General features: G+C 36.8%; 17 protein-coding genes. 3 read left to right on the top strand and 14 right to left on the bottom strand.

The annotated features are described in order from the left end of the window. Positions 1–59: 59 nt before the first annotated feature. A complete protein-coding gene (gene rho / locus BUA97_RS08565; RefSeq protein WP_072997446.1) occupies positions 60–1,808 on the top strand; it encodes a transcription termination factor Rho in 1,749 nt (582 codons plus the stop codon). 85 nt (positions 1,809–1,893) lie between these two features. Here rho and BUA97_RS08560 read toward each other — a convergent pair whose 3' ends face one another. Then, positions 1,894–2,229, bottom strand: coding sequence for a GNAT family N-acetyltransferase (locus BUA97_RS08560; protein WP_262494347.1), 336 nt, complete (start codon positions 2,227–2,229; stop codon positions 1,894–1,896). 39 nt (positions 2,230–2,268) lie between these two features. After that, a complete protein-coding gene (locus BUA97_RS08555; RefSeq protein WP_072997444.1) occupies positions 2,269–3,480 on the bottom strand; it encodes a type IX secretion system plug protein in 1,212 nt (403 codons plus the stop codon). A gap of 46 nt (positions 3,481–3,526) precedes the next feature. Between BUA97_RS08555 and BUA97_RS08550 the strand changes: the two genes are divergently transcribed. Next, positions 3,527–4,165: an MBL fold metallo-hydrolase gene (locus BUA97_RS08550; protein WP_072997443.1), complete on the top strand. Its 639-nt coding sequence runs from the start codon at positions 3,527–3,529 to the stop codon at positions 4,163–4,165. Between the two features lie 50 nt (positions 4,166–4,215). Here BUA97_RS08550 and pckA read toward each other — a convergent pair whose 3' ends face one another. The 12 genes from pckA to rimP form a co-directional block, all read right to left on the bottom strand. After that, entirely contained in the window at positions 4,216–5,838 is a 1,623-nt protein-coding gene (gene pckA / locus BUA97_RS08545; RefSeq protein WP_072998530.1) for a phosphoenolpyruvate carboxykinase (ATP), read from the bottom strand. Positions 5,839–5,959: 121 nt separating this feature from the next. Continuing rightward, complete coding sequence (locus BUA97_RS08540) at positions 5,960–6,862, bottom strand: GYDIA family GHMP kinase (protein ID WP_072997442.1); 903 nt, start codon at positions 6,860–6,862, stop codon at positions 5,960–5,962. Between the two features lie 9 nt (positions 6,863–6,871). Continuing rightward, entirely contained in the window at positions 6,872–7,747 is an 876-nt protein-coding gene (gene fabD / locus BUA97_RS08535; RefSeq protein ID WP_072997441.1) for an ACP S-malonyltransferase, read from the bottom strand. Between the two features lie 189 nt (positions 7,748–7,936). Further along, positions 7,937–9,919, bottom strand: a complete 1,983-nt coding sequence (locus BUA97_RS08530) for a LysM peptidoglycan-binding domain-containing protein (protein ID WP_175546183.1) — start codon at positions 9,917–9,919, stop codon at positions 7,937–7,939. A 38-nt stretch (positions 9,920–9,957) separates the two neighbouring features. Continuing rightward, on the bottom strand, positions 9,958–11,541 hold the full coding sequence (bshC, locus tag BUA97_RS08525; protein ID WP_072997439.1) for a bacillithiol biosynthesis cysteine-adding enzyme BshC: 1,584 nt from the start codon (positions 11,539–11,541) through the stop codon (positions 9,958–9,960). Between the two features lie 134 nt (positions 11,542–11,675). After that, on the bottom strand, positions 11,676–13,598 hold the full coding sequence (locus tag BUA97_RS08520) for a putative porin (protein WP_072997438.1): 1,923 nt from the start codon (positions 13,596–13,598) through the stop codon (positions 11,676–11,678). A gap of 88 nt (positions 13,599–13,686) precedes the next feature. Then, positions 13,687–15,066, bottom strand: coding sequence for a T9SS type A sorting domain-containing protein (locus tag BUA97_RS08515; protein WP_072997437.1), 1,380 nt, complete (start codon positions 15,064–15,066; stop codon positions 13,687–13,689). 124 nt (positions 15,067–15,190) lie between these two features. Then, the gene (locus tag BUA97_RS08510; protein ID WP_072997436.1) at positions 15,191–16,648 is read right to left on the bottom strand and encodes a RagB/SusD family nutrient uptake outer membrane protein; all 1,458 of its coding nucleotides are present in this window, start codon (positions 16,646–16,648) and stop codon (positions 15,191–15,193) included. A gap of 11 nt (positions 16,649–16,659) precedes the next feature. Beyond that, complete coding sequence (locus tag BUA97_RS08505; protein ID WP_072997435.1) at positions 16,660–19,656, bottom strand: SusC/RagA family TonB-linked outer membrane protein; 2,997 nt, start codon at positions 19,654–19,656, stop codon at positions 16,660–16,662. Positions 19,657–19,938: 282 nt separating this feature from the next. Then, positions 19,939–22,776 carry a translation initiation factor IF-2 gene (infB, locus tag BUA97_RS08500; RefSeq protein ID WP_072997434.1) on the bottom strand — a complete coding sequence of 946 codons (2,838 nt, stop codon included), beginning with the start codon at positions 22,774–22,776 and terminating at the stop codon, positions 19,939–19,941. Positions 22,777–22,880: 104 nt separating this feature from the next. Next, positions 22,881–24,116, bottom strand: coding sequence for a transcription termination factor NusA (gene nusA, locus BUA97_RS08495; protein WP_072997433.1), 1,236 nt, complete (start codon positions 24,114–24,116; stop codon positions 22,881–22,883). 44 nt (positions 24,117–24,160) lie between these two features. Then, entirely contained in the window at positions 24,161–24,628 is a 468-nt protein-coding gene (gene rimP / locus BUA97_RS08490; RefSeq protein WP_072997432.1) for a ribosome assembly cofactor RimP, read from the bottom strand. 181 nt (positions 24,629–24,809) lie between these two features. Here rimP and BUA97_RS08485 point away from each other — a divergent pair, with 181 nt between their 5' ends. Beyond that, complete coding sequence (locus tag BUA97_RS08485) at positions 24,810–25,976, top strand: nucleotide sugar dehydrogenase (protein WP_072997431.1); 1,167 nt, start codon at positions 24,810–24,812, stop codon at positions 25,974–25,976. Positions 25,977–25,982 lie beyond the last annotated feature (6 nt).

The following is a 25,982-nucleotide window of genomic DNA, read 5'->3' as shown; positions in this document are numbered from 1 at the left end:
AACCGCCTGGTTTTCATTCTTACTTTTACACAAATAAAAATTACCCTTTTACGTATTATATGTTTAATATTGAAACGCTAAGGTCCAAATCCGAAGAGGAATTGACCAAACTTTCTAAAGATTTAGGCGTTAAACTTGCAAAGAAAAGCTCTCCTGAAGAGACTGTTTTTGCAATCCTCGATTATCAGGCTTCCAACCCGAAAGTCATCAAAGATTATCTGAACGCCAACCCGGAAAATATGAATAAAACTCCCGACGAAACACCGAAGGAAAAAGCACCTGCTCCTAAAAAAAGAGGCAGGAAACCAACAGAAAAAACTTCTGCTCAGCAGGAAGAAACGTCCACAATTGCTGAAAACCCTGTAGCAGAAATGCCAATAAAGGAGGAAGTCCAAACAACGGAAATCAAAAAGCAAAATCCACCGAATAAAAAACAAAGGACAAGAGTCAGCCAACCAAAGCCGGAAGAAACAACCGCCGAAAATACTGTAGAAAGCCTTCCAAAAGCTGAAGAAAAAACCGAGGATCCAAAAGCAAAACAGCAAAATCCTCAGCATCAAAATAATCAGCAAAAGACCAACAATAATAACAGAGGTCAACAAAAAACACAAAACCCCAACCCTCAACACAACAATCAAAAAGAACAATCTGACAACCATCAGCCTGAAACTGCTCCAAAAAAGGAATTCAACTTTGACGGTATTGTTTCTATAGAAGGCGTGCTGGAAATTCTTCCTGATAACTACGGATTTCTTCGTTCTTCAGATTTCAGTTATATATCATCTCCGGATGACGTGTACGTTTCTACAAATCAGATCAGGAATTATGGTTTGAAAACCGGGGACACGGTAAAAGGAATCGTGAGACTTCCAAAAGAGGGCGAGAAATATTTTTCACTCCTGAAACCTACAGAAGTTAACGGCAGAGATCTGGCTTTCATCAAAGACCGGGTCGCTTTTGAATACCTGACACCGCTTTTCCCTCAGGAAAAATTCAATCTTGCAGGTAGAAATGCAACACTTTCTACCAGGATCGTAGATTTGTTTGCACCAATAGGGAAAGGACAAAGAGCGATGATAGTCGCACAGCCGAAAACCGGTAAAACAATTTTATTAAAAGATATCGCCAATGCTATCTCAGCAAACCACCCGGAAGCTTATATGATGGTTCTTCTCATTGATGAAAGACCGGAAGAAGTAACAGATATGCAGAGAAGCGTCAACGCAGAAGTGATTGCCTCAACGTTTGATGAAGCAGCAGATAAGCACGTAAAAGTAGCCAACCTTGTTCTTTCCAAAGCGCAAAGAATGGTGGAATGCGGACACGATGTGGTGATTTTGCTGGATTCTATTACGCGCCTTGCAAGAGCTTACAATACGGTGACGCCGGCATCTGGAAAGATTCTTTCCGGAGGTGTGGATGCAAATGCCCTTCACAAGCCAAAACGTTTCTTCGGAGCTGCAAGAAAAATTGAAGGTGGCGGATCATTGACAATTATTGCAACAGCACTGATTGACACAGGCTCCAAAATGGATGAAGTAATCTTCGAGGAGTTCAAAGGAACGGGGAATATGGAATTACAACTGGATAGAAAAATTGCCAATAAACGAATTTATCCTGCTGTAGATCTGGTTTCTTCGAGTACTAGACGTGACGACCTGTTACAGGATGAAGCAACACAGCAACGTATGTGGATCATGAGAAAGTACCTTGCTGACATGAATCCTCTGGAAGCCATGGAATTCGTTCAGAAACAGATGCAGGGAACAAGAAACAATGAAGAGTTCCTGATGTCTATGAACAGATAATTTTCACATTAAATTATAAAAGCTCGGCTCGCAAAATTTGCGAGCCGTAACTTTTTTATTACAACCAAGGTAATAAAATTAATCTTTATGAGACGAAGACATCCGACACGTCATTTTTCCTGCTGAGAACCGCATGTGCGTATGAACAATGTGCCTTGATGGTCCATCCGTTTTTTCTGGCGAATTCGACAGAATTTTCCACTAATCTCTTTCCTAATCCCTGACCCTCAAATTTCGGGAAAATCATAACATAGCTCACAATGAGTCTTTTAAGCTCCGGAACGATTGTATAGGTCAATCTTCCTATATCTTCGGAAGAACTTTTGAGCGTTATATAACCGCCGTTTCCAGATTTATGATTTTCAAAAAAGAGCTCCATAAAATTGTTTTGAAAATAGCAGCGAAAATTGTTCCAAAAAATAATTTATATGAAATGCGGCTCCGATATTAAAATTGAAGATTACCTCACAGGTGTCCGGAATTCTCCATAACCAATTAGTCCATCGAAGTTTCTTCCGAAAGGCGTGTAATACAAAAATGCCTGATAAAGGTTTTCTGTCTGCCAGAAATTTCCGTTGACCTCACCATAATTCAGTTTTCCGCCTGCATCTTTTGTGGCAATGATGTAACTGTAGAAACCCTGTTTCAGATATATTTTTGCAATATACTTCTGCGATTTTTCATCATATTGCATTTGGCTCTTTTTATCTGCTTTATAATCATTGAACATGCCAAGAACATAGAATTCCTTGTCCGATTTCTGACTGTCTAAAGCAAAATAAACCCAGGAATAATCCGCTTCCCGATCTGCATTTCTTTCGATTCCCAAATCATTTCTGCGGAAATAAAAAGCACCATTGACGTCCGGCTGATATTGATAATCTCCTGGATAGGCCCAGACCGGATGAAGGTAAGTATAGTTCCGTCCATCGATATTTTCTGTGTTGGCAACCATATCCAGCGGCTGATTGATAATTTTGTTGTCGAAATAATAAAACTCGTTGTTTCCTGGAAAAGCCAGATTCAGCTGTTGAAAAAGCAGCTGATTTCCAAGCGTGGAGCTTGCCCGGATATTTTTTAGCGAAATGCCCCAATTATTATTCTGAATAACACTTAGCGAAAGCGATGAAAGATTATTGGTGATGCCTGATCCGTTACCGGTTGCCTGGATCTCAAGCCGTTGTTTCGCATCAGGATTTCTCGCATCGATAAATCTGGTGACATTGATTCCCAGATTTGCTCCATCTTCATAAATACAAAATCTTCTTGTAAATAATGGTTTTTCCTGAGAATCTTTATAAACGATAATCTCATAGTTGCCGGAAATTTTCGGCTGTATTTTTTCATTCGGGAAAGCGAGTTCGTAATGTGTATATTTCTGATAAGTATTGAAAGAATACTGGAAGTTCTCGATCAGAGCATTCATACTTCCATTGGCAAACTCGGTAAAAAACAAGCCGTCTTCTTCCCAATTCCTGTTATAGTGCTTGTAAGTATAACGATATAACTGACTGCTATTGGACAAATCATCGAATCTTAAAATCAATTGTCCGCCTTGTGCAATAATTGGTGTTTCATCATTGGTTTTGGGATTGAAAACCTGAATGCTCCTGATCTCCTGCCCAAAAGAAATTGCCGCTAAAAAAAGAAAAAATAGTTTGATTACATTCATACCGCTAATTTAATGTTTTATATTTTTACAGTTAAATTTAAAAAAAATGCTACACGTAAAATCCTTTGCATTCAATCCGTTTTCTGAGAATACATATATCATTTATAACGATGAAAAGGAGGCTTTTCTTATAGATCCGGGAAATATGCCCGAAAACGAAACTGAATCTCTGCATAATTTCATCAAATTAAATGAGCTCAAAATCAAAAATATCCTTTTGACTCATGCACATATTGACCATATTATCGGATTACAATGGGCACATGATACATTTAATGTTCCTGTCCTGATGCATTCTGACGAAATGGAGATTCTTGACAGAGCTTCTTTCACAGCAAAGAATTATGGGTTCTTCTTTCCTTCTTTTTCCGGGGAGATTCAACATATAAGAGAAAGTGAAATATTAAAATTAGGTTCCGAACCCATCGCTATCTATGATGTTCCCGGACACTCACCCGGAAGTGTTGCTTTTTATAACCAAAATAACGGATTTGTGATTTCCGGTGACGCACTTTTTATGATGAGCATTGGTAGAACTGACCTTTACAAAGGTGATTACAATCAATTGATCTCAAGCATTAAAAATAAATTATTAACCTTGCCGGAAAATACAAAAGTTTTCAGCGGGCACGGAGAACCGACAACCGTTGGTTTTGAAAAAGAGCATAATCCATTTTTAAAATAACAAAAAACGCTTCCAATTCGGAAGCGTTTTTTGTTAAAAGTTATTATATTTTAATTTTGATAAGCCTCTTCTAAAATTGGTCCTGCAGCAACTAATCTTTGTCCCTCTTCTGTATTGCAGTATTGCTTAAAGTTCTCAATATACTTAGCACCCAGATCTTTTGCTTTTGTTTCCCATTCGGAAGTATTGTCATATGTATTTCTAGGATCCAAGATTCCTTCTGACACATTTGGCAATTCTGTAGGGATTTCAAGATTCAAAATTGGAACTTTAGTTTTTGGTGCATTATCAATAGATCCGTCCAGGATAGCATCAATAATCGCTCTAGTGTCTTTCAGGGAAATTCTTTTTCCAGTTCCGTTCCAGCCAGTATTTACCAAATATGCTTTTGCGCCATGTTCTTTCATTTTCCCGATCAATGTTTTAGAATACATTGTTGGATGTAAGGTTAAAAATGCTTCACCAAACGCGGGAGAAAATGATGGTTGTGGTTCTGTAATTCCTCTTTCAGTTCCTGCAAGTTTTGAAGTGTAACCGCATAGGAAGTGATATTGTGCCTGATCTTCATCAAGAACAGAAACCGGAGGCAAAACTCCAAATGCATCTGCAGAAAGATAAATAATCTTGTTTGCGTGTCCGGCTTTGGAAGGAAGTACAATTTTATTGATATTATAAATAGGATAAGAAACTCTGGTATTTTCAGTGATAGAATTATCTGTAAAGTCTGTTTCGCCATACTCGTTTACCACCACATTTTCAAGAAGTGCATCTCTTTTAATGGCTCTGTAGATATCCGGCTCTTTTTCTTCAGTAAGGTCAATAACTTTTGCATAGCATCCGCCTTCGTAATTGAAAACACCTTCATCATCCCAGCCATGCTCATCATCTCCAATCAGGTATCTTTTCGGATCAGCAGAAAGCGTTGTTTTTCCTGTTCCAGAAAGTCCGAAAAATAAAGCAACATCCCCTTCTTCTCCCACATTGGCAGAACAGTGCATGGAAGCCATCCCTTTAAGAGGAAGATAATAATTCATCATTGCAAACATTCCTTTCTTCATCTCACCACCGTACCATGTTCCGCCGATAATTTGAATTTTCTCAGTAAGATTAAACATGACGAAGTTTTCAGAATTCAGACCTTGTTCTTTCCAATTAGGATTTGTGGTTTTAGAACCATTCATTACGATAAAGTCCGGCTCTCCAAAATTTTCCAATTCGTAATGAGAAGGACGGATAAACATATTAGTTACAAAATGAGCCTGCCAAGCCACTTCCATCACAAATCTCACTTTCAGTCTTGTATCTGGATTGGTTCCGCAGAAAGCATCTACAACATATAATCTTTTTGATTTTGAAAGTTGCTCCAACACCAGAGTTTTACAATGTGAAAAAATTTGTGGTGTTGTAGAGAAATTTACTTTCCCATCCCAGCAAATAGTATCTTTTGTTACCTCATCCTCAACAATGTAGCGATCTTTTGGCGAACGTCCTGTAAAAATACCTGTTTTAACAGCTACAGCACCTAAATCGGTAACAGCACCTTTTTCAAAACCTTTATTTTTAGTTGATGTTTCAGCTTGAAAAAGCTCTTCATAGCTAGGATTATACACCACTTCGTGGTAACCGGTAATCCCCATTTCATGCAGTTCTTGAATGACTCTAATGTTCTTCATAACTAAATGTTTATTGATTGTTTTTTTTACTAATTCAAAGTTACCCATTTCTTAAAATTATGATTGCGGGCAAGGTAATGATATCTATCAGATAACGCAAAAAAAAATAATCAACTGGAAATCAATATATTAAATCATTCCAAATAAAAATACTTGAAAAACCTTTCTTCCGGAACCAAGACTCATAATCCGGAAATTTGGATGTTATCACAAAATCTCCTCCCCAAGCTCCTAAACTCTTGACAAAGGCCGGGCAGTTTTGGAAATATTTTTCCTTGACAGTCGGAATTCCAAGAAAATCAGACAGTTTTTGCTCATGAATGGTCATTAATTGTGAAAATTCTTCCAAATCCTGACATTTGACAACCCTTCTTGTTAATTTAGAATAATCATTGATTAATTCCGTAGAAGTTGCCCTAGACCTGTAATGGGATATTCCTTCTCTTGTATCTTGTTTTTGATTGAGATGAATAAAAACCAATTCGTCTTTGAAATTTGGTTGAAAATTGATTGTTTTATATATACGTTCAGGAAAACGGCTGTACAAAACTGCAGACTTTTCTTTGGCAACGGCAACATCATAACCACTTCCGCCAAGACTTATTTCATTAAGAATAAAAGGATCAATACTGGCCCATTCTGCCAAATTGCTCATCAAAGTAGAACTGCTTCCAAGCCCGAAGTCTGCCGGGAACTGAAGATTGGTCTTTAAGTGATATGAAACATCACTTTTGAATTTAGTTTCAGAAAGAGTCTGAACGTTTTTAAGAACTTTAAAGATAAATCCGGCAGCTTTTTGATTATTGGTTTTCAGGATTTTCCAATTTTTATAATCAATAAATGCATCCAGCCACAATTGATCCTGATGATAGGCCTGCCAATGGATCAACGCGCTTTGGTCTTCACTCTCTGTATAAAAAAGCTCTTGTCCCAGTTTTGTCGGAACAGCCAGAACAAGAGCACCATCTACAGCAACATATTCTGAGGTAAGCATTAACTTGCCTGGTGAAAATATCCTGCTCATAGTTGATTGTTAAATTGCAGATGCGACAGTTACTTCCGGATTGATTTTTTTAATCAAACCTTGCAGTGTTTTTCCTGGTCCGACTTCTACAAAATTGGTTGCACCGTCTTTTATCATATTCTGAACGCTCTGAGTCCATTTTACAGGACCTGTTAACTGAGCAATCAGGTTCTTTTTGATATCTTCCGGGTCAGAGACTGCTGTTGTCGTTATGTTCTGATAAACCGGAATCGTGGCATTCCTGAACTTTGTGTTTTCTATCGCAGCAGCCAATCTCTCCTGAGCCGGCATCATCAATGGTGAATGAAAAGCGCCATTTACAGGCAACAACAAAGCTCTTTTGGCACCAGCCGCTTTCAAAGCCTCACAAGCTTTTTCAACAGCAACTGTTTCTCCGGAAATTACCAATTGTCCAGGACAGTTGTAATTGGCAGGAACAACGATTCCTTCGATTTCTGCACAGATTTCTTCAACTTTAGCATCTTCCAGACCAAGAATAGCCGCCATAGAACTTGGATTGATATCGCAAGCCATCTGCATTGCCTGTGCTCTTTCGGAAACTAATTTCAATCCGTCTTCGAAAGACAAAACGCCGTTGGCAACCAAAGCGGAAAATTCTCCCAAAGAATGTCCGGCAACCATTTCTGCGCCCAAACCGTTTGCTACTTTTACAGCAGCAACTGAATGTAAGAAAATAGCCGGCTGAGTTACGCTGGTTTTTTTAAGGTCTTCGTCTGTCCCGTTGAACATCACAGAAACAATATCGAAACCAAGAATATCATTGGCAGAATCCATCAGGTCTTTTACGTCTTTTCGGGAATCGTACAATTCTTTTCCCATCCCGACAAACTGTGAACCCTGCCCAGGAAATACAAGTGCTTTCATACTTTTATAAATGATGATTGATGAAATCAAAGATTCGGCGAAGCCAATGATAATTGATTATTCATCAATATTTAAAAATTTTTATTTTAATAATCTTTTTGAACGCAAAGTCCGCAAAGTTTTTTTTACTACTAAATGTTTTTAAGTTCGCAAAGGCGTAAAACTCAGCAAAGATTGAATCAACCATAATTACTGCATCAGTCTTACAACTCTATAACCGTTATTGATATAAGCACCGTTTGCTTTTGCTTTGACGAATTCGAATTTTGTAGCGAGTTGTGTTTGAGATTTACCGATTTGTTTGAAGATTTCGCCTTTTTTGTTTTCTCTAGTCAACATATCGTTCATCACGTCGAAACCAATTACTGCGTATTTTGAAGGCGTTTTACAATATTTATCTTTATAAGCTGCTAGAATTTCTTTCTCAAAATCACCATCGTAATTGATTTTTCTGTCCATCAGATAAACCAGACTCACTTTGGAAAGGTCATCCACATTTTTCTCAAAACTTGGGCTGTAGAACATACTGAATGCTTTTACACCGTCGGTTTGTTTTCCAAGAGCAATAATTTTTGAAGCGAATGCCACACCTGCAGATTCATCATCGTCAGCGAGAATCGCAATCACAGGCACCAACTGTCCTGTCATCATATTATTTTCTAACTGAATTTCTGATGAAGAATTAACAATAACTACATTCGGTTTTGATAATGATTTTTCCAATCCTGCTTTGATTGCGTTAGCATTAGCTTTGGAATTATCTGCAACTATAAAGATTTTTTGGTCCTGATAAACCTGCCCAACTTCTTTTACGATTCTGTCAGAATAAACCGAATTTTCAGTTTCGATGATAATGAGATTGTTATAATCGAAAAGGTCTTCGGAGTTCGCAAAAGGTGCGACCACAGGGATTTTTTTATCATTCACAAATCTCAGAACTTCCAGAACACTTGATTTGAAAAAAGGTCCGATAATCAAATCCGTATTATCAGGGTTGATTTGAGAAAGGCTGTTTTTAAAAGTATTTTCGTTTCCCGCATCTACAACTTTGATGTCCAGTTTCTGTCCGGATTTTGCATTTCTCTCAGCCGCTAGTTTTGCACCAGTCAAGAAATCCATGGACATTGTTCTGTACTTCGCATCGTTTGCATCAAATCCGAAAGGTAACATTAAAACGACACTTAAAACATCGCCGCTTTTCTTAGAATACATCGGATCCTGTTTCTTGATTTTCAAAGTCATACCAGCTTTCAGACCATCTGCAAGATTTGGATTAAGGCTGATCAATTGGTCCAATGTGACATTGAATCTGTTCATAATGCTAAACATTGTATCACCACTCTGAACAGTATAAGTCACAAAATCATCTTCAGAAGACGTTGCAGCTGATGCACTTTTTACAGGCTCAGAAACTGTCTCATTTATAGTCTGTGTAGCTGGAGCCGAAGCCGTATTATTTTGATAATTATCTTCAATCTTGATAGAATTTGAAGAACTACCTGTAATAGAATCCGACTCTGAAATCCTAATTGCTTCGCCTGGTTTGAGGCCTGAGGTTTCTAATCCCGGGTTCAAAGCAAATAATTGCTTCTGAGTCAGATTAAACTGTCTCGATATTTTATAATAATTGTCCTTTGCCTGAACGATATACAACCCTTTATCGGTCGAAGCTTCAGTTTTAACAGCAGGTTTTACGTCAGTAGGTTTCTCAGTTGAACCTTTAGCTACAGTTGACGAAAAAGAACCTCCAAATTTCTGAATATTATCTAAAGGCAAAGTAATTTTGTCCCCGATTTTCATGTGAGAATCCAGCTCAGGATTCAGTTTTCTAAGGTCAGCCTCAGAAATTTGATATTGTTTGGTAATTCCGTAGATTGTTTGTTTTGGCTGCAAAGTAATGGTTCCTGTTTTTCCGGATTTTGCTGCAGGAGTTGTAGAGACAGGAGTTGTTGATTTTGAGCCAGCTCCATTTTTGGAAACAACGATAACATCGCCGATTTTCAGCCCATTATCTTTAGCGGAAGGATTCATCCTATACAATTCATCTACCGTCAAACCATACTGTTTGGAAATCCCATAAGGCGTTTCCTTAGCTAAAACGGTGTGGGTTTTCTGTGCAGAAAGCCCTAAAAAGCTGATAAGTCCCGATAAAATGAAAATCTTTTTAATCATCCCTTTCTTTATATGGTTACAAAAATAATGCTTTCAATTTAAATGGGCGAAATAATCAATTCCGATTTTTGAACATCCATTTGTTGATAAGTTTCGGCAATCCATTCTTTTCCTAAATCTGCGTAGAACACGCTGAAATTGAACACTCTTTCCTGCCAGGTTCCGCCCGGATGAACGTTCAGAAATAAGCTCTGCATCTGCTCAACCTTCTCCGACTGCTTTATTTTTTCCGCTTTCAGAAGGCGTTTTTTCATTCTTTTGAAAGATTTTAACTGGCGTGTTTCTTCTGCATTCACAAGGTTTACAAATGTTTTGTCCGTTTGGCCAGCTTTAGTTTTTATTTCAGAAAATGAATGGATCAGATCCTGTTCTTTCTGTTCCAGAAGTGATTTGATTCCGTTGTTATCTAATATTTTTTTGTTGATGACTTCAGCAAAGTTTCCAAAGAAATCTTCAATCTTCAATCCTGCATTTTCAATTTTTCTGAAGATTTTTTCTTCTAAAAACAACATCGAGTTTCTCGGAATCAAAATCGGAAAAGGAAGGTCAATGGATTCGAAATAATCTTTTAACTCTATCCAATACATTATTTCCGCATTTCCGCCAACGTAAGCCAGATTCGGCATAATCGTTTCCTGATAAGCTGGACGAAGAACCGCATTGGGACTGAATTTTTCAGGATAATTTTCTAATTCGTTCAAAATTTCTTCTTCTGAGAATTTTAAATCGGTGTCAAGAATATAATATTCGCTATTGATTTTCTCAATTCTATTTCTGGTTTCCGTCAGGTAAAAAAGATTGATTTCCCTTGGATTGACCTGAACTTTGTGATATTCTTTCTCAAGAAATCCTCTTTGATTTTTAGTCGTTTCGAAAAGCTGATTGGACAATAATTCTTTACGGAAAATATCTTTAACCTGAGATTTCAGTTCCTTTTCGTTTCCGTCAACTGTCAATAATCCGTAATCTGAAAATAACTGATGCACAAGATACCGGATTGCCTGTGTATGGGTATTTCCTTTTTTATAAGCCTGTATGATCCAGAGAATCAATTCGATTCCATAGAGATTGTCTTTGAATTCTTTCTCAAATTCCTGAATAAAAAAATTTTCATCAATTTTGATATTTCCAACATCGCCGCCAGCAATTCCTTTGATTTCGTAATAATGTTCACGGGTTTTGAAATGATCTATCTCATCAAAATCATGGTCTTCTGTCGCCATCCAAAAAACCGGGACGAAATTATGTTCCGGGAAATTGGACTTTAAAAATTCCGCTGTTTTTATCGTTTGTAAAATCTTGTAGACAAAGAAGACCGGACCGGTAAACAGGTTTAGCTGATGTCCGGTTGTAATGGTAAACGTGTTTCCATTGTCCAAAACGGACAGATTCTCAACTTGTTTTGACGACAGCGGCGTCTGTTCTAATCCAAAATTTTGTTCGGCAATAATCCGTTTTAAGATTTTCCTTCTGTCATCAGAATAGGAACTTTGTTTTTCTGCAATCTGATTTCTGAAGTTCTCCAAATCAAAAATTTTATTTTGGAATCCTTCCAGATCTTTTTTCAGAAAGTCTTTTACAAGTTTTGGAATGTTTTCTATATGTTCGAAACCGATGGTCATTATGGTGTCTATTGTGGATTGATTGTTGATGGCTCGCAGCCCGACTTGAGCGGAAATCCTTTTTGTTTTTTTGAAAAAAATAAAAAGATTGGGAGCGGAAGGCGGAAATAGCTGCCATAATTATTCTAACAAAATTAGTGGAAAAGATACCAAACCAAACCAAGATTCAGTCGGAAATCATATATTGGGTAATTTGGTGCTGTGAAGGATTTGTTCTGCATAAAAGTCTGATTGATGTGCTGTCCTTCTATATAGAAAAACATCCGTTTCACCTTCATATTAAAATAAACGTCGGCGATCGGCTGACCTCCGATAGAACCGGCGTTTGTCCCTGGCAAAATATACTCGCTGAGCATAGGCGAGTATTCTCTTGAGGCAAATCTGGTGAAATAATAAACTTTGATTCCGGTCTGTATAGTTGCTGCCTTTTTGAATGCCGACGCCTGGTAGAAAAGATTGATCCTGCCAATAAAATCCGGAACAGGAAGCAAATCCTGATTGCTCAGAATTTTTTGAAAAAGAACTCTCGCATTCAGATTGAACTTTCTGTATTTTGCCGTAGCTTCTCCTCCAATCTGGGATATATTGAGCGAGGAAGAGCTCTGTTCGGGCCTGGAAAAATTATCAAAATAAGTATAGTTATCAATTCTGTAATAATCTGCAAAAACCTGGGAATCGAACCACTTGGCAAGCTTCAGAGTTCCTCCGATCTGTGTGACTGTTTCGTTATTCGGATTCTGGAGATAAAAATTGTAGTTAACATAATGTGAAGAATTCACCAGATAATTGAAACTCGGATATGCCGATTGGAAATTCAGCCTTCCTTCTACCAGATAGTCCTTGACTGGTTCAAAAACCAATTGGTTTGTAGTTTTGAGATAGTTCCCGAATTCTGAACCTTTGGAGATTTCCAGGAAAGACTTCAGTCGAATCTTATCTAATAATTTGATCTGTAAATTCCCGACAGCTCCGAATCTCTGTTCTTTAAAATAACCCGGAATATTAAGGACCGGATATGCATTTTTGTTCCCGAAAGTGATGTATTGATGACGGAATCCTGCATCCAGTTTAAATTTTTCGTTATCCCAAACCAAACTAAATGTATTGCTCAGATCATTGGAAAACTTTTTGTTGTACAAAGGAAAACCATCTATACTTGTTGAATTGAAGAATAAATTATTACTTGTGGTCTCTGAAAAATAATATTTATTTCCCTGATGATAAATGGTATGTCTCAGTTTGAATGGATATTTTGCCGGGTCGAAAGGGGAAAACTCCTGACTGAAGTAATATCTTCTGTAACCGTACCTGGATTCTACACCCGACAGATTGGTTTCTATATTTTGCCGGTTACTGAATCGGGAATCTCCACTGAGAAAAACATCAAGATCAGCAATTCCTCCGTTTTCCTGATTGTTGACATTCTGATGGATGTAATGAGCGTAAGCTTCGTACTTGTTATTTTTAGAAATGTAATGGCCGCTGAAAATTGTATTATTACTCGACGCTAAACTGTTTCTATAAAGACCCTGAGATCGAAGCCCCATGTATTCTATTGCAAAATTGAAATTCTTGCCGACATTCTGGGTATAAGTTGTATGCAGCTGTCCTCCATTTTTCATAGCGTTGTTATAGAAAAATGTTGTAGTCGGTGTTTTTACATCATAGTAATTGATATCGTTCTCTCCAATAATACAGAAAGACTTGTTTTCCGGAAGAAGCGTAAGGTTTTGTGCCGAATTTTTATCATACATCAGATTTTGAAACCCGGAACCTACATTGGCATATTGAATTTTCCCAAAGTTATCTTTTTTATTGTATTGTGTTACGATATAGGATTTTTCAATAGCAAAAGTGGTATCAAATATTTTTTTCTCAGAGAATCTTTTCTTAACCAGATAGTCATTTATAGTGGGTTTGTATATCTCTAATGAATCCTTCTCTCCGGAATCCACTTTGAGCGTGTCAGAAGACATTTTGTTAGAGTCAGTTTTATTAACCTGCTGCGCATTCAGGAAGATGCCAAATGCAACCAGTAGTATTGATAGATATTTCATCGAGGAAATTTGGGTACAAAAATAGTAATTATCCTTAAATAAAAAATCCCGCACTATTGCGGGATTCTATTATATAAAATAATATAAATTATTTTTTGATAAGTTTCGTGTTTTCAACAGAACCGTTACCATAATAAGCCTGAAGAATATAAGTTCCTTTTGCAAGGTTAGAAACATTGATCTGTTTTCCTTCGTTAACTGATTTAACTTTTTTACCGGATAAATCATAGATATTAACAGACTTGATTTCTTTGTTTGCTGTAAGGTTTACTACATCAACAGCCGGGTTAGGGAAAACTTTCAGGTTAGATTTTCCAGCTACATCAGCAACTGCCATACTTGTAGCAGGCAAAGTACCAACAAATTTTAAAATACCTTCAGAACCTGTAGGACCATCACTAAAGAAACCTGCCCATCCTGTAGAAGTGTTCAAGAAATTAACTTTTCCTCTTTGTCCACCATCTACACCAGCAATGTTATCAATGATTGTCCAAGTTACTCCTCCGTCTGCACTGTAAGAAGATCCTGTACCTTGTGCGGCATCAGAATTAATACCTGTTGAAACGTAAGTGTTTTCTGTTCCAGGAACATAAGTAATATCTCCGAAGAACCATGTTCCTGTAGATTCAATAGGTTCCCAAGTAGCACCACCATCTTCAGTAGAATACATTACTGCGTCCGTTGAATTATCAATAGCTATCAAAATACCATTATTAGCATCTTTGAATGCCATTTTAGCAGAAGAACCATCAACACCACCTCCAGCAGCACCACCACCGAAATCTAAAGCAGGTGTTACGTGAGCTGTCCACGTAGCTCCTTTATCATAAGAACGAAGGATTCTACCTTTCGTTGTACCCATCCAAACGTTATTTCCGATAACATATTTAACCCCTGTCAAACCGTATTCAACACCAGCTAAAGGTGCTGGAGCACCTGCTACTGCAGTCCAAGTTGTTCCTCCATTAGTAGTTCGGAAAATCTGAAACACGCCACCTACTGGGTCACCAGCGGTAAAGCCTTCGTTAGCATCCCAAAAATGGATAACATTTGCAAATGATGATGTATTGTAAGGTTGTGTGGTGGTTCCCTGTCTTGCCCATGTGGATCCTCCGTTAGTTGTCTTCCAGATACCATTTCCGTTAGAACCTGATGATGGTGCTGTCACAACCCAAGCTGTATTAGCATCGATTGCTGCAATATCACCAACTAATGCTGCTGATACAGGACCTGCGATTGTACCTGCGGTCCAGTTTGTGCCATCTGTTGTTTTGGAAAATGATTTTGGGTAGGTGCCACCTCCGGAGCCATCATAAGCCGTGATCCAAACTGTATTTGCATCAACAATAGCCATCTCATTAACACCATTACTGGTAGCTAATTTAGTACCTTGTTGCGTCCAAGAATACTGAGCATATGTGCTCACTGAAAGTGTAATTAAACTTAAAGAAAGTAAAACTTTTTTCATAATAAAATTTTTTAATAATTAATAACTTGATGCTAAAATAGAAAAAATAATGCGAATGAAAAAGCAACATTTAATTTTTAACATCTTTTTTATAAATTAAGGGCAATATCATTGCCCTTAATTTTTAATATCCAGGATATTGTTTTAAATTTAAGTTATAGTTTAATGCGTCTTGATTCATAGGCATAACAAATAATTTGTCATTTGCGGGAACATTACAATTAATTGTACAATTCGCATTCTTAACGAGAGGTAAACTATATCTTTTTAAATCAAAAAATCTATAGCCTTCAGCAAAAAATTCTTTTTCTCTTTCTTTAAGAATATCATCCAGTAAATTAGAACCCGTATATTGTGTTCCTTTTCTTTTTTGTGCAAAACTATTAAGTTTTGTTAAGGCTATCTGGGTTTGTCCTGTAAGATAATAAGCTTCAATTTGATTAAGTTCTGCCTCAGCAAATCTAAGGATTTTATTATTTCTAGTATAGTTACCTCCTGATGAAAGTCTTGGAAACTTTGTTGTCCAAACTCCGCTAGGGGTATTTCCTCCAGAAGCTGTTGAAAATAATCCTTTTCTAACATCCGTGGTACTATTTAATGCATCATAAAAAGATCTGGTAAACATAAGACACTTACGAGAATCTACTCTGTCGTAATATCCTGATATGGCTTTATTAGCTCCTATACCATTAACAGTACTTGTTAAAGATGTCATATCCAGTTCCCAAATTGTTTCCGGCTGATTTTCAGAAATATCATCATTAGAGCTAGTAAAATAATTAACATAATTAGCTTGAGTAGAAGAATTAACAGGTGCGAAAATACCACTAGGTGAATTTTCAACTACGTCTGAAGCATATTGTAATGCAAGCTGAGCGTCTCCATTGGCTCTCCTTGTGAGATAAACCCTTGACAATAACAGTTTAGCAGCAGTTCTTGTAAGTGTTACTTTATTTTCAGTAGAACCTTCACCCGCATTGTTTGCACCATCAGTCAAATCAGAAATTATCTGGTTGTAAACTTCAGCAATTGATGCTCTAGGTTTTTGTAGCGTGGCATCATAATTTTCTAATAATAATGGAACACCATACTCTTGATTGACTCCAGAAGTTGGTGTTGGAGAAAAGAAATTCACAAGGGTAAAATATGCAAAACCTCTTATAATTTTAGCTTCGGCTTTTATTCTGGAAACATTTTCAGAATCTTCAACTTTTGTATTATTAATAATTAAATTACATTTAGCAATTGCATCATAAAGAGTTCTGTAAAAACCAAAATCACTACTTAATCCACTATAAGTAAGGGTATAAAGGTTTGTAAATGATGTTGGTGCAGGAGTAACTACATTTATATGATCAGACAATAAATCACCATAAACCAATATATCAGTTCCGAAAGCACTAGCACTCGACATAGAAAAATATGCTCGATTAAGGAACTGTTGTAATTGCTCCTCATTATTCAATGATAATTCTAATAAATCCTGATCAGGAGGTAAAAGCTCTAGTTCCTTGTCACTACAAGAATTAGCAGATACTATAAGTAGTGCCGCAGCCGTTATTGTTTTAATATATTTTTTCATTTTATCTAATTTTAAAATCCTAATTGAATACCTAATGACATAGTTCTTAGTACAGGAGAAGCATACCAATATCTTCCTTTACCAATCCATGACCATGCATTGGAATTTGATTCCGGATCAAAGTTCAAATTTTTATCGAATACATATGTTAAAAGATTGGTTCCTCTTAAATATACTGTTAGATTATTTATACCTACGCTTTCTTTAAATAGACTTCCAAAGGAATATGATATTTTTAATTCTTTCAATCGCAAATGATCTCCTTTATAAATAAAGCGTGAAGATTCTAATCTAGAACCTGTCGGATTACCAATTACTGCCTTTGGGTTTGACGCACTATAATTTTCCATTCCTGGTGCGTCTGTCCAGCTATCATATAATGCATCTGTAATTTGATTTCTTGTAGGAAATGCTCCATAATGAATAGTATATGACCTAACTCCGTTTTGAACATAAAAATCAAATTGTCCCGTAATTAAAAAGCTCAGAGACCAATTTTTATATTTGAAGTCATTCGTGATACCCACTGTATATTTTGGGAAAGCATTCTTACCCATCCATACTCTTTCGGCTTGATTTCTAATATTTGTTACGTCAGTACGTGATGCGTCGGTATAAAATAAAGCATCCCCAGCCTTAATTCCTTTTGCCGGATCATCTTGTTGTGCTATACCCGCCCATTGAATAGCATAATATTCCCCTAATAAATGTCCTGGGGCTAGTGCAACCAATTCATTACTATCATCGTCAGTGTCACTTTCATAGGTTTTAATATCTATTGGATAATAAAATTTATCCAGAACCGTCCTATTGTATGCTGCATTTGCATTTATATTCCATTTGAAATCGCCCTTAGAAATTGGTGTTGCATCTATTACAAGTTCAAAACCTTTATTATTTATTTTTGCAGCATTTGCATAATATGAAGATGGCGATCCAGTTTCAGAAGGTGTATCAATCTCGAAAATTGCATCATCAGTAATTTTATTATAGTAGTCTAGGGTAAACTTTAATCGTTCATTAAAGAATCCAAAATCTGCTCCTATATCAAAATGTTTTGACTCTTCCCATTTCAAATCTTTATTACCTGCTGTGGCAATAAAACCATATCCATTATTTGGGCCCCATCCAATGTTAGAGTTATATCCCGCAAGTGCGTACATATTATATTGATTATACCATTGATCTGCATATGGGATATTACCTAAAACACCATAACTTGCACGTAACACTGCGGAAGAAAAGATTTTAGGAATAAAAGATTCGTTTTGAACATTCCATGATCCACCTACAGACCAAAAATTGCCCCATTTCTGATGACCTAAAGTAGAGTTACCATCCCTTCTTAATTGTCCTGTAACTGTATACTTATTATCAAAGGTGTAATTAAGTCTTCCAAAATATGAAATCTGTGTCCACTCCTGATCAGTATTACTTGTAAATACCTCATCGGCAAAATTAAAGTATGGCCTCGGATCATTCAGTGTATATGTTTGAGAAGATATATTGTTATATGTATGATTTTGATATTCCATACCTATAAAAGTCTCAAGATTATGTTTTTCAGCAAATACTTTTCTGTAACTGAAAGTATTAGACCAGTTCCAATCAAAAATTGTAGTTCTATAGTCTCCTAAAAAACCTTTTGGAGGATCTATCGTTGACATTATTGTATAAACAGGATGCCCGGCTAGCACATGAATTGTTTCATTCATAAACTGGGCCTGTGTTCCAAAAAGTGAATTAAAATAAAGATTCTTTGCGAATTGATAGTCGACATTAGCAGAACCGATAAATGTATTTATTTTCGAAATTTGATCAATATTATTAAGAATTGAAACTGGATTAAACCCTTCTGTCGAAGCACCATCTCCTAGAATTTGATTATATGTACCATCCGAATTATAAATAGGTCTTAATGGTGATAACATGATTGAAGATGTTACCGGGTTTGCAGATGCTCGTCCTCCAAAATATGTATTTCTCTTTACATTTGAATAATTAATATTCAAACCAAATTTCAATTTTTCTGATGCTTTGTGATCGATTGCAGCATTTATACTGATTCTGTCAAAAGCGGATGTATTAACAAGAGGTTTATTTTGATAATAAGACCCTCCAATTCTAAATGATGTATTTTCTCCCCCACCTGTGGCTCCAAAATTATATGTGTTTACAACAGATGATGATCGATTTACGGCTTTTTCCCAGTCTGTATAAGGCGTAGGGTTATTTTTAAATTCAGGTTCATATTTGGCTAAATAACCATAAGTCGGGTTATAAATCGCATCATTTAAAGAAGTAAATGCTCCCACTGGTATGCCATTTGTACCTTGACTGTTCCACATTAGCATACCCCCATACTTAATGTATTCATCACCACTCATCAATTTTAGATTATCAAAAGCACGATCTTGAATACCTGTTTCAGATGAAAACTCCAATCTTGTCTTTTGGTTATATTTTCCTCTTTTAGTTTTGATAATTATAACTCCATTTGCTCCTCTAGAACCATATAATGCTGTTGCTGATGCATCTTTAAGAACAGATACTGACTCAATAGCATTGGGATCAATAGATGAAAGTGGATTCCATGACTCCATTAGGCTGGCATTGTCAGCTCCCTTACCAACCACCACTCCATCAATTACATATAGTGGATTAGGAGTACCTATTAACGAACTCACACCTCTAACTAAAACCATATTTGATGATCCTGGATCACCACTTGCAGAAGAAAAAGTTAATCCTGCAACTCTTCCATTTAATACATCATCAACATTCGAAAAAGGCGTTGATTCAAAACTGGCTTTTGAAACGACATTATAGGAACCTACTTTTTGTGCCGGATCTAACTTTACACCTCCTATGATAACAACCTCTTCAATTTCTTTGGTTTTCGTAGTGGTGTCAGTTTTTGGTCTAACTGTAGTTTTTTTCTGTGCCATTAATGCCTGTCCTGTGAAGAAAAGAACCCCAACAGACAACAATCGTAATTTTACATTCATATTAACACTATTTAATTATAATCTGCAAATATGTTAAAAAAAATTAACACAGCCAAGAAAACAAATTCTCAATAACAAAGATTTTTAATTTTCCTTATTGATTTAATATAAAAACGACCGATGATTTAACAACAATAAATGATTTAACACTTATAAAAAAAGAATTCTCAAAGTATAATAAGCTACACCTATGATAATATGATAATATTAAAATTATTATTTAGAATTATTATAAATAAATAATTGTCCATAAAAAAACCTGCTCGAAAGCAGGCTTATTAATTATTTCAATTTTTTCTTAATTGCAACTTCTTCATAGACTTCAAGAATATCTCCAACTTCTATGTCATTGTATCCTTTTATATTAAGACCGCATTCATAACCTTTGGTTACTTCCTTAACATCGTCTTTGTATCGTTTCAGACTTTCCAGTTCTCCGTCAAATTTTACAATGCCGTCTCTCAGAAGTCTGATTTTAGAATTCCTAGTGACCTTACCTGTAAGAACCATACATCCGGCAATTGATCCAACTTTAGAAATCCTGAATACTTCTCTGATTTCCACATTACCAATCACCTGTTCCTGAATCTCAGGAGAAAGTAATCCCTCCATCGCTTCCTTGACCTCATCGATAGCTTTATAGATAATAGAATAAGTTCTGATCTCGACTTCTTCTTTATCAGCAATGTCTTTTGCATTGACACTGGCTCTTACATTAAAGCCGATGACAATTGCATCAGAAGCAGCAGCCAATAAGATGTCACTTTCAGTAATTTGTCCGACTCCCTTATGAAGAATATTCACCTGAATCTCTTCAGTTGATAATCTTTGTAACTGATCAGATAATGCTTCCACAGATCCATCCACGTCACCTTTAAGGATAATATTAAGTTCTTTGAAATCTCCTAAAGCAATACGACGCCCGATCTCATCAAGCGTAAGATGTTTCTTGGTTCTGATGGATTGCTCTCTCTGAAGTTGTTCTCTCTTATTCGCAATAGTTTTAGCCTCTTTTTCATCAGCAAAAACTCTGAATTTGTCACCCGCAGTCGGTGCGCCGTCCAGACCAAGAATTGTAACAGGAATTGATGGTCCTGCTTTTTCCATTGGCTTGCCTCTCTCATCCAGCATTGCCTTTACCTTACCATGATTTTTCCCTGCAAGAACATAATCTCCGACAGTTAAAGTTCCGTTCTGAACCAGCATTGTAGCAACATATCCTCTTCCTTTATCCAAAGCAGCTTCTATAACTACACCGCTGGCTTGTTTATTTGGATTTGATTTTAATTCTAAAAGCTCTGCCTGCAAAAGTACTTTCTCTAATAACAGCTCTACATTGTTACCAAATTTAGCCGAAATTTCTTGTGCCTGAACATTTCCTCCCCATTCTTCTACCAAAACATTCATTGCAGAAAGTTGCTCTCTGATTTTATCAGGATTGGCATTTGCTTTATCTACTTTGTTAATGGCAATAATCATAGGAACGCCAGCCGCTTGTGCATGGGCAATAGCTTCTTTAGTCTGAGGCATTACATCATCATCAGCAGCCACAACAATAATTGCAATATCAGTTACTTGCGCACCTCTGGCTCTCATCGCTGTAAAGGCTTCGTGACCCGGCGTGTCCAAGAATGTTATTCTTTGTCCGTTTTCCAGCTTCACGTTGTAGGCACCTATATGCTGGGTAATTCCTCCAGATTCGCCTGCGATCACGTTTGTTTTTCTGACATAATCCAGCAACGATGTTTTACCGTGATCCACATGCCCCATCACAGTTACAATCGGCGCTCTTGGTAACAAATCTTCTTCCGAATCCGGTTCTTCTTCCGCAGCAGCTTCTTCGATATCAGCATCAGAAAATTCAATTTTATAGCCGAACTCATCCGCTACCAGCGTTAATGTATCCGCTTCCAGACGTTGGTTCATTGTAACCATCACACCAAGTGAAAAACAAGCTGAAATCACTTCTGTCGCACTGACATTCATCAAACTGGCTAATTCGCTGACTGTGATGAATTCTGTTACTTTCAGTGTTCTGTCCTGTGCATCAATTTCCTGCTGAAGTTCATCTTGTTCCCTTCTCCAGGTTCTTTTATCTTTTCTATGTTTAGATCCTTTGGATTTCCCTCCTTTATTGGTAAGCTTTTCCAGAGTTTCCTTAATTTGATTTTTTACCTGCTCATCAGTAAGTTCAACAGGCATAACCCGAGCCTGACCTCTGTTGTTGCCACCTCTGTTGTTATTTCCTGGTCTGTTGTTATTATTTCCAGGTCTGTTTCCACCACCTTGGTTGTTTCCACCCTGTCCTTGAGGGCGGTTATTGTTCTGATTTCCCTGACCCGGTCTGTTACCGCCACCTTGCTGATTATTGCCTTGTCCGGCAGTGTTTTGTCCAGGTGTATCTTTGGTAATACGTTTTCTTTTTTTCTTGGCAGCGCTGCTGTTTGAAGATTTTGGCTTATTAAACTGGGAAAGATCCACGGTCTGCTTCAGAATTTTTGGACCATCCAGTTTTTGATAAACTGTTTCTATTTTCTGAGGTTCCTCTGATTCGGGAGCTTGGGAAACTGGTGCTTCAGGTACTTTTTCGATCTTGACTTCCGGTTTCTTTTCTTCCTGAACAACTGGTGTCTCTTTCTGTTCTTCTTTTTCCTTAATCGATGGTTTTGGCTTATTGCTTTCCAACTTAGAAAGATCAATTTTATCCAAAACTTTGAACTCCTGCTTCTCTTCTTTTTTTACAACTTCTGTCGTCTCCTGCTTTTCCTGAACCGGTTTTTCCGGCGTCAGTTCGTCAACAGGCTTTTTAGGATTCAAATCAATTTTACCTAAAACTTTGGTTTCGGGTTTTAGATTTGCTTTGGCTCTTATTACCTCAGGTGCCTTTTCTTCAATTGCTAATTTTTCATCAGGAACTTTAGAAATCACAACCTCATGAGAAGCTTTTCTCTGTTCTCCATCTTTTCGGAACTCAGCTTCTAATGCAGAAAATGCCTGTTCTTCCAATAGAGCGTTAGGATTGCTGTCCACCTCTATTCCTTTGCCCTGGAGATATTCCACAGCCCTCGGGATAGATATGTTCAGTTCTTTAACGGCTTTATTTAATCTTATTTTTGGCATAAATATTAATTTGCTTTTGGCTTTTAGCGTTTTAAGCTTTCAAGCTTTAATTTTTCTTTTTTATTAAGTTTATTTTTCAGAATCTTTTTCAGATCCTGATTCAATTATCCTTCCAATTCTTCTCGTAGAATGTTTTTTACATCTTCAATCGTTTCTTCTTCCAAATCTACCATTTTCAATAGTGCATCGGTATCTTTGTCAAGAACACTTCTTGCTGTATTCAGTCCTACTTTCTTGAACTCGTCAATAATCCAAGATTCAATCTCGTCATTGAACTCTGTCAATTCCACATCATCATCCTCAGAAGTTTCTCTGTATACATCAATCTCAAAACCGGACAACCAAGAAGCCAGTTTTATGTTCTGACCTTGCTTACCAATCACTTTAGAAATTTCATCAACCGGCGTATAAACCAGGGCATAGTTGGTTTCCGTGTTGACTTCAATTTTATTGATCGTGATATTTCCTAAAGCTCTTTTTACAAGAATTTCCGGATTTTTTGACCATTGGATGACATCGATATTTTCGTTTCTCAATTCTCTTACAACACCATGTATTCTGGAACCCTTCACACCAACACAAGCTCCAACAGGGTCGATTCTGTCATCATAAGCATCTACTGCGATCTTAGCTTTCTCACCAGGGATTCTAACCACTTTTTTCAGGATGATCGTTCCGTCCTGTATCTCAGGAATTTCCAGTTCCAACAATTCCTCAAGGAATTTCGGTGCCGTTCTGGAAACAATGATCTGAGGTTTTGAACCTCGGAAATCCACACTTTCAACGATCGCTCTTACACTATCTCCTTTTTTGAAGAAATCGGAAGGGATCTGATTTTCTTTCGGAAGGATAAACTCGTTATCCTCATCATCTAACAAGATCACGTGTTTGTGACGTATGTGATGAACTTCTCCTACAATTAGCTCGCCAATTTTATCGCGGAACTGCTCATACAGAGACGCATTAAAATGCTCCTGGATCTTCGTAGCCAGGATTTGTTTCAGAGTAAGGATATTTCTTCTTCCCAGTTTAGAAACAGGAATCTCCTGTGTATATTCTTCTCCAACTTCAAAAGTCGGGTCAATTTTTCTCACTTCAGAAATCTCGATTTCCAGATCGTCATCTTCAGACATTTCATCCTCAACAATAACTTTGTTCAAGAAGATCTGAAAATCTCCTTTGTCAGGGTTAACAATTACATCAAAATGATCATCAGAATCATATCTTTTTCTAAGAAGAGTCTTGAGAGAATCTTCGATAATAGCCATTAAATCTATTTTGCTGATATTTTTTATTTCTTTAAAATCACCAAAGGCTTCTATTAAAGCTAAATTATCCATATTTTTATATCAATGATAATGAGCAATATTAATTGCTCTATTTGTTAAAATTTTATTACTACTAATGCTTTTTTGATATCAGAATAAAGGATTTCCTTATCCTCTACCACATCTTCCTTTCCTTTTCCAATCACTTTCGGGCGTCTGTATTCTAACCGGATTACGATCTTCTCATCATCTACATTTATTAACTCGCCTTCAATTTTAGAATCATTATTCAGCAATACATCCACAGGTCTTCCGATATTTTTTTTAAACTGTCTCGGAAACTCAAGTGGTTCACTCAGACCAGCTGACATCACCTGAAGACTGAAGTCATGGACTTCGCGATCCATATTGAATTCTATTGCCCTGCTTGCATCCAGACAATCCTGAAGTGTAACGCCATTGTCACCATCCAGAATCAATGTAACATCAGAAGCAGCAGATATTTTAAGATCTACCAAAAAAAGATCAGGTCTTGTTAAAAGAAACTCGTTGATGAGGCGGTTTACTTCTGTTTTAAAATCCATATTAATCCTTTAATTATATCTACGAAAAAAGGCATTCTTGCGAAAGCCTTTCCATTTTCCCCGTAAATCTTTTGCAAAGATAATTATTTTTTCTTTAATATACAAGAAACCAATTATTTCAATTATAATAACTGCAAACAAATTTTTCTTATTTTTGCCAGAATTATAAAACTTATTCTTTGTGAATATTACAATTGTCGGAACCGGATATGTTGGGCTTTCTAATGCTGTTTTGCTAGCACAGCATCATAATGTAGTTGCCCTGGACATTATTCCGGAAAAGGTTGAAATGCTGAAAAATAAGCAATCTCCTATTGACGACCCTGAAATTACAGAATTTCTAAAGACAAAAAGTCTTAACTTAAAAGCAACTCTTGATAAAGAAGAGGCCTATAAAAATGCGGATTTTATTATAGTAGCCACACCAACAGATTACGACTCTTCTACAAATTACTTCGATACCAGTAGTGTTATAAATGTGATAAAAGAGGTTAAAACCAACAACCCAAAAGCAGTTGTTATTGTAAAATCTACTGTACCTGTTGGCTTTACAGAAAATCTGAAAAAAGATTTAGGCTTTAACAATATTATATTTTCTCCGGAGTTTTTGAGAGAAGGAAAAGCGCTTTACGATAATCTTTACCCATCGAGAATTATTATTGGTGAGCAGAGTGAGCGGGCAACTGTTTTTGCAAATCTTTTGAAAGAAGGTGCTATAAAAAAGGATATTCCTACTCTTTTCACCAATGCAACAGAGGCAGAAGCTATCAAATTATTCTCAAACACCTATTTGGCAATGCGTGTAGCTTATTTCAATGAGTTGGACAGTTACTCCCAAATCCACGGATTGGACAGCCGTCAAATCATTGAAGGTGTTGGGCTGGATCCAAGAATAGGTTCTCATTATAATAATCCTTCTTTTGGATATGGTGGCTATTGCTTACCAAAAGACACCAAACAATTGCTGGCCAATTATAATTCGGTTCCCAATAATCTTATCCAGGCTATTGTGGATGCCAACCGTACCAGAAAAGATTTTATTGCGGATTCTATTTTAGCGAAAAAACCAAAAAAAGTTGGTGTTTATCGCTTAATCATGAAATCCGGGTCAGACAATTTTCGGGCGTCTGCCATACAGGGCATAATGAAAAGAATCAAAGCAAAAGGCGTGGAAGTAATTGTTTATGAACCTGTTCTGAAAGAAGATTCTTTTTTCGGCTCGAAAGTATCTCGGGACCTGGATGCTTTTAAACAAGAATGTGACATTATCATATCCAACCGAAAGACTCCAGAACTGGAGGATGTAAAAGAAAAAGTATATACAAGAGATTTATTCGGAAACGACTAAATTAGA

This window comes from Epilithonimonas mollis (assembly GCF_900142325.1).
Taxonomy (GTDB): Bacteria; Bacteroidota; Bacteroidia; order Flavobacteriales; family Weeksellaceae; genus Epilithonimonas; species Epilithonimonas mollis.
This window is presented reverse-complemented; position numbering and strand designations above follow the sequence as displayed.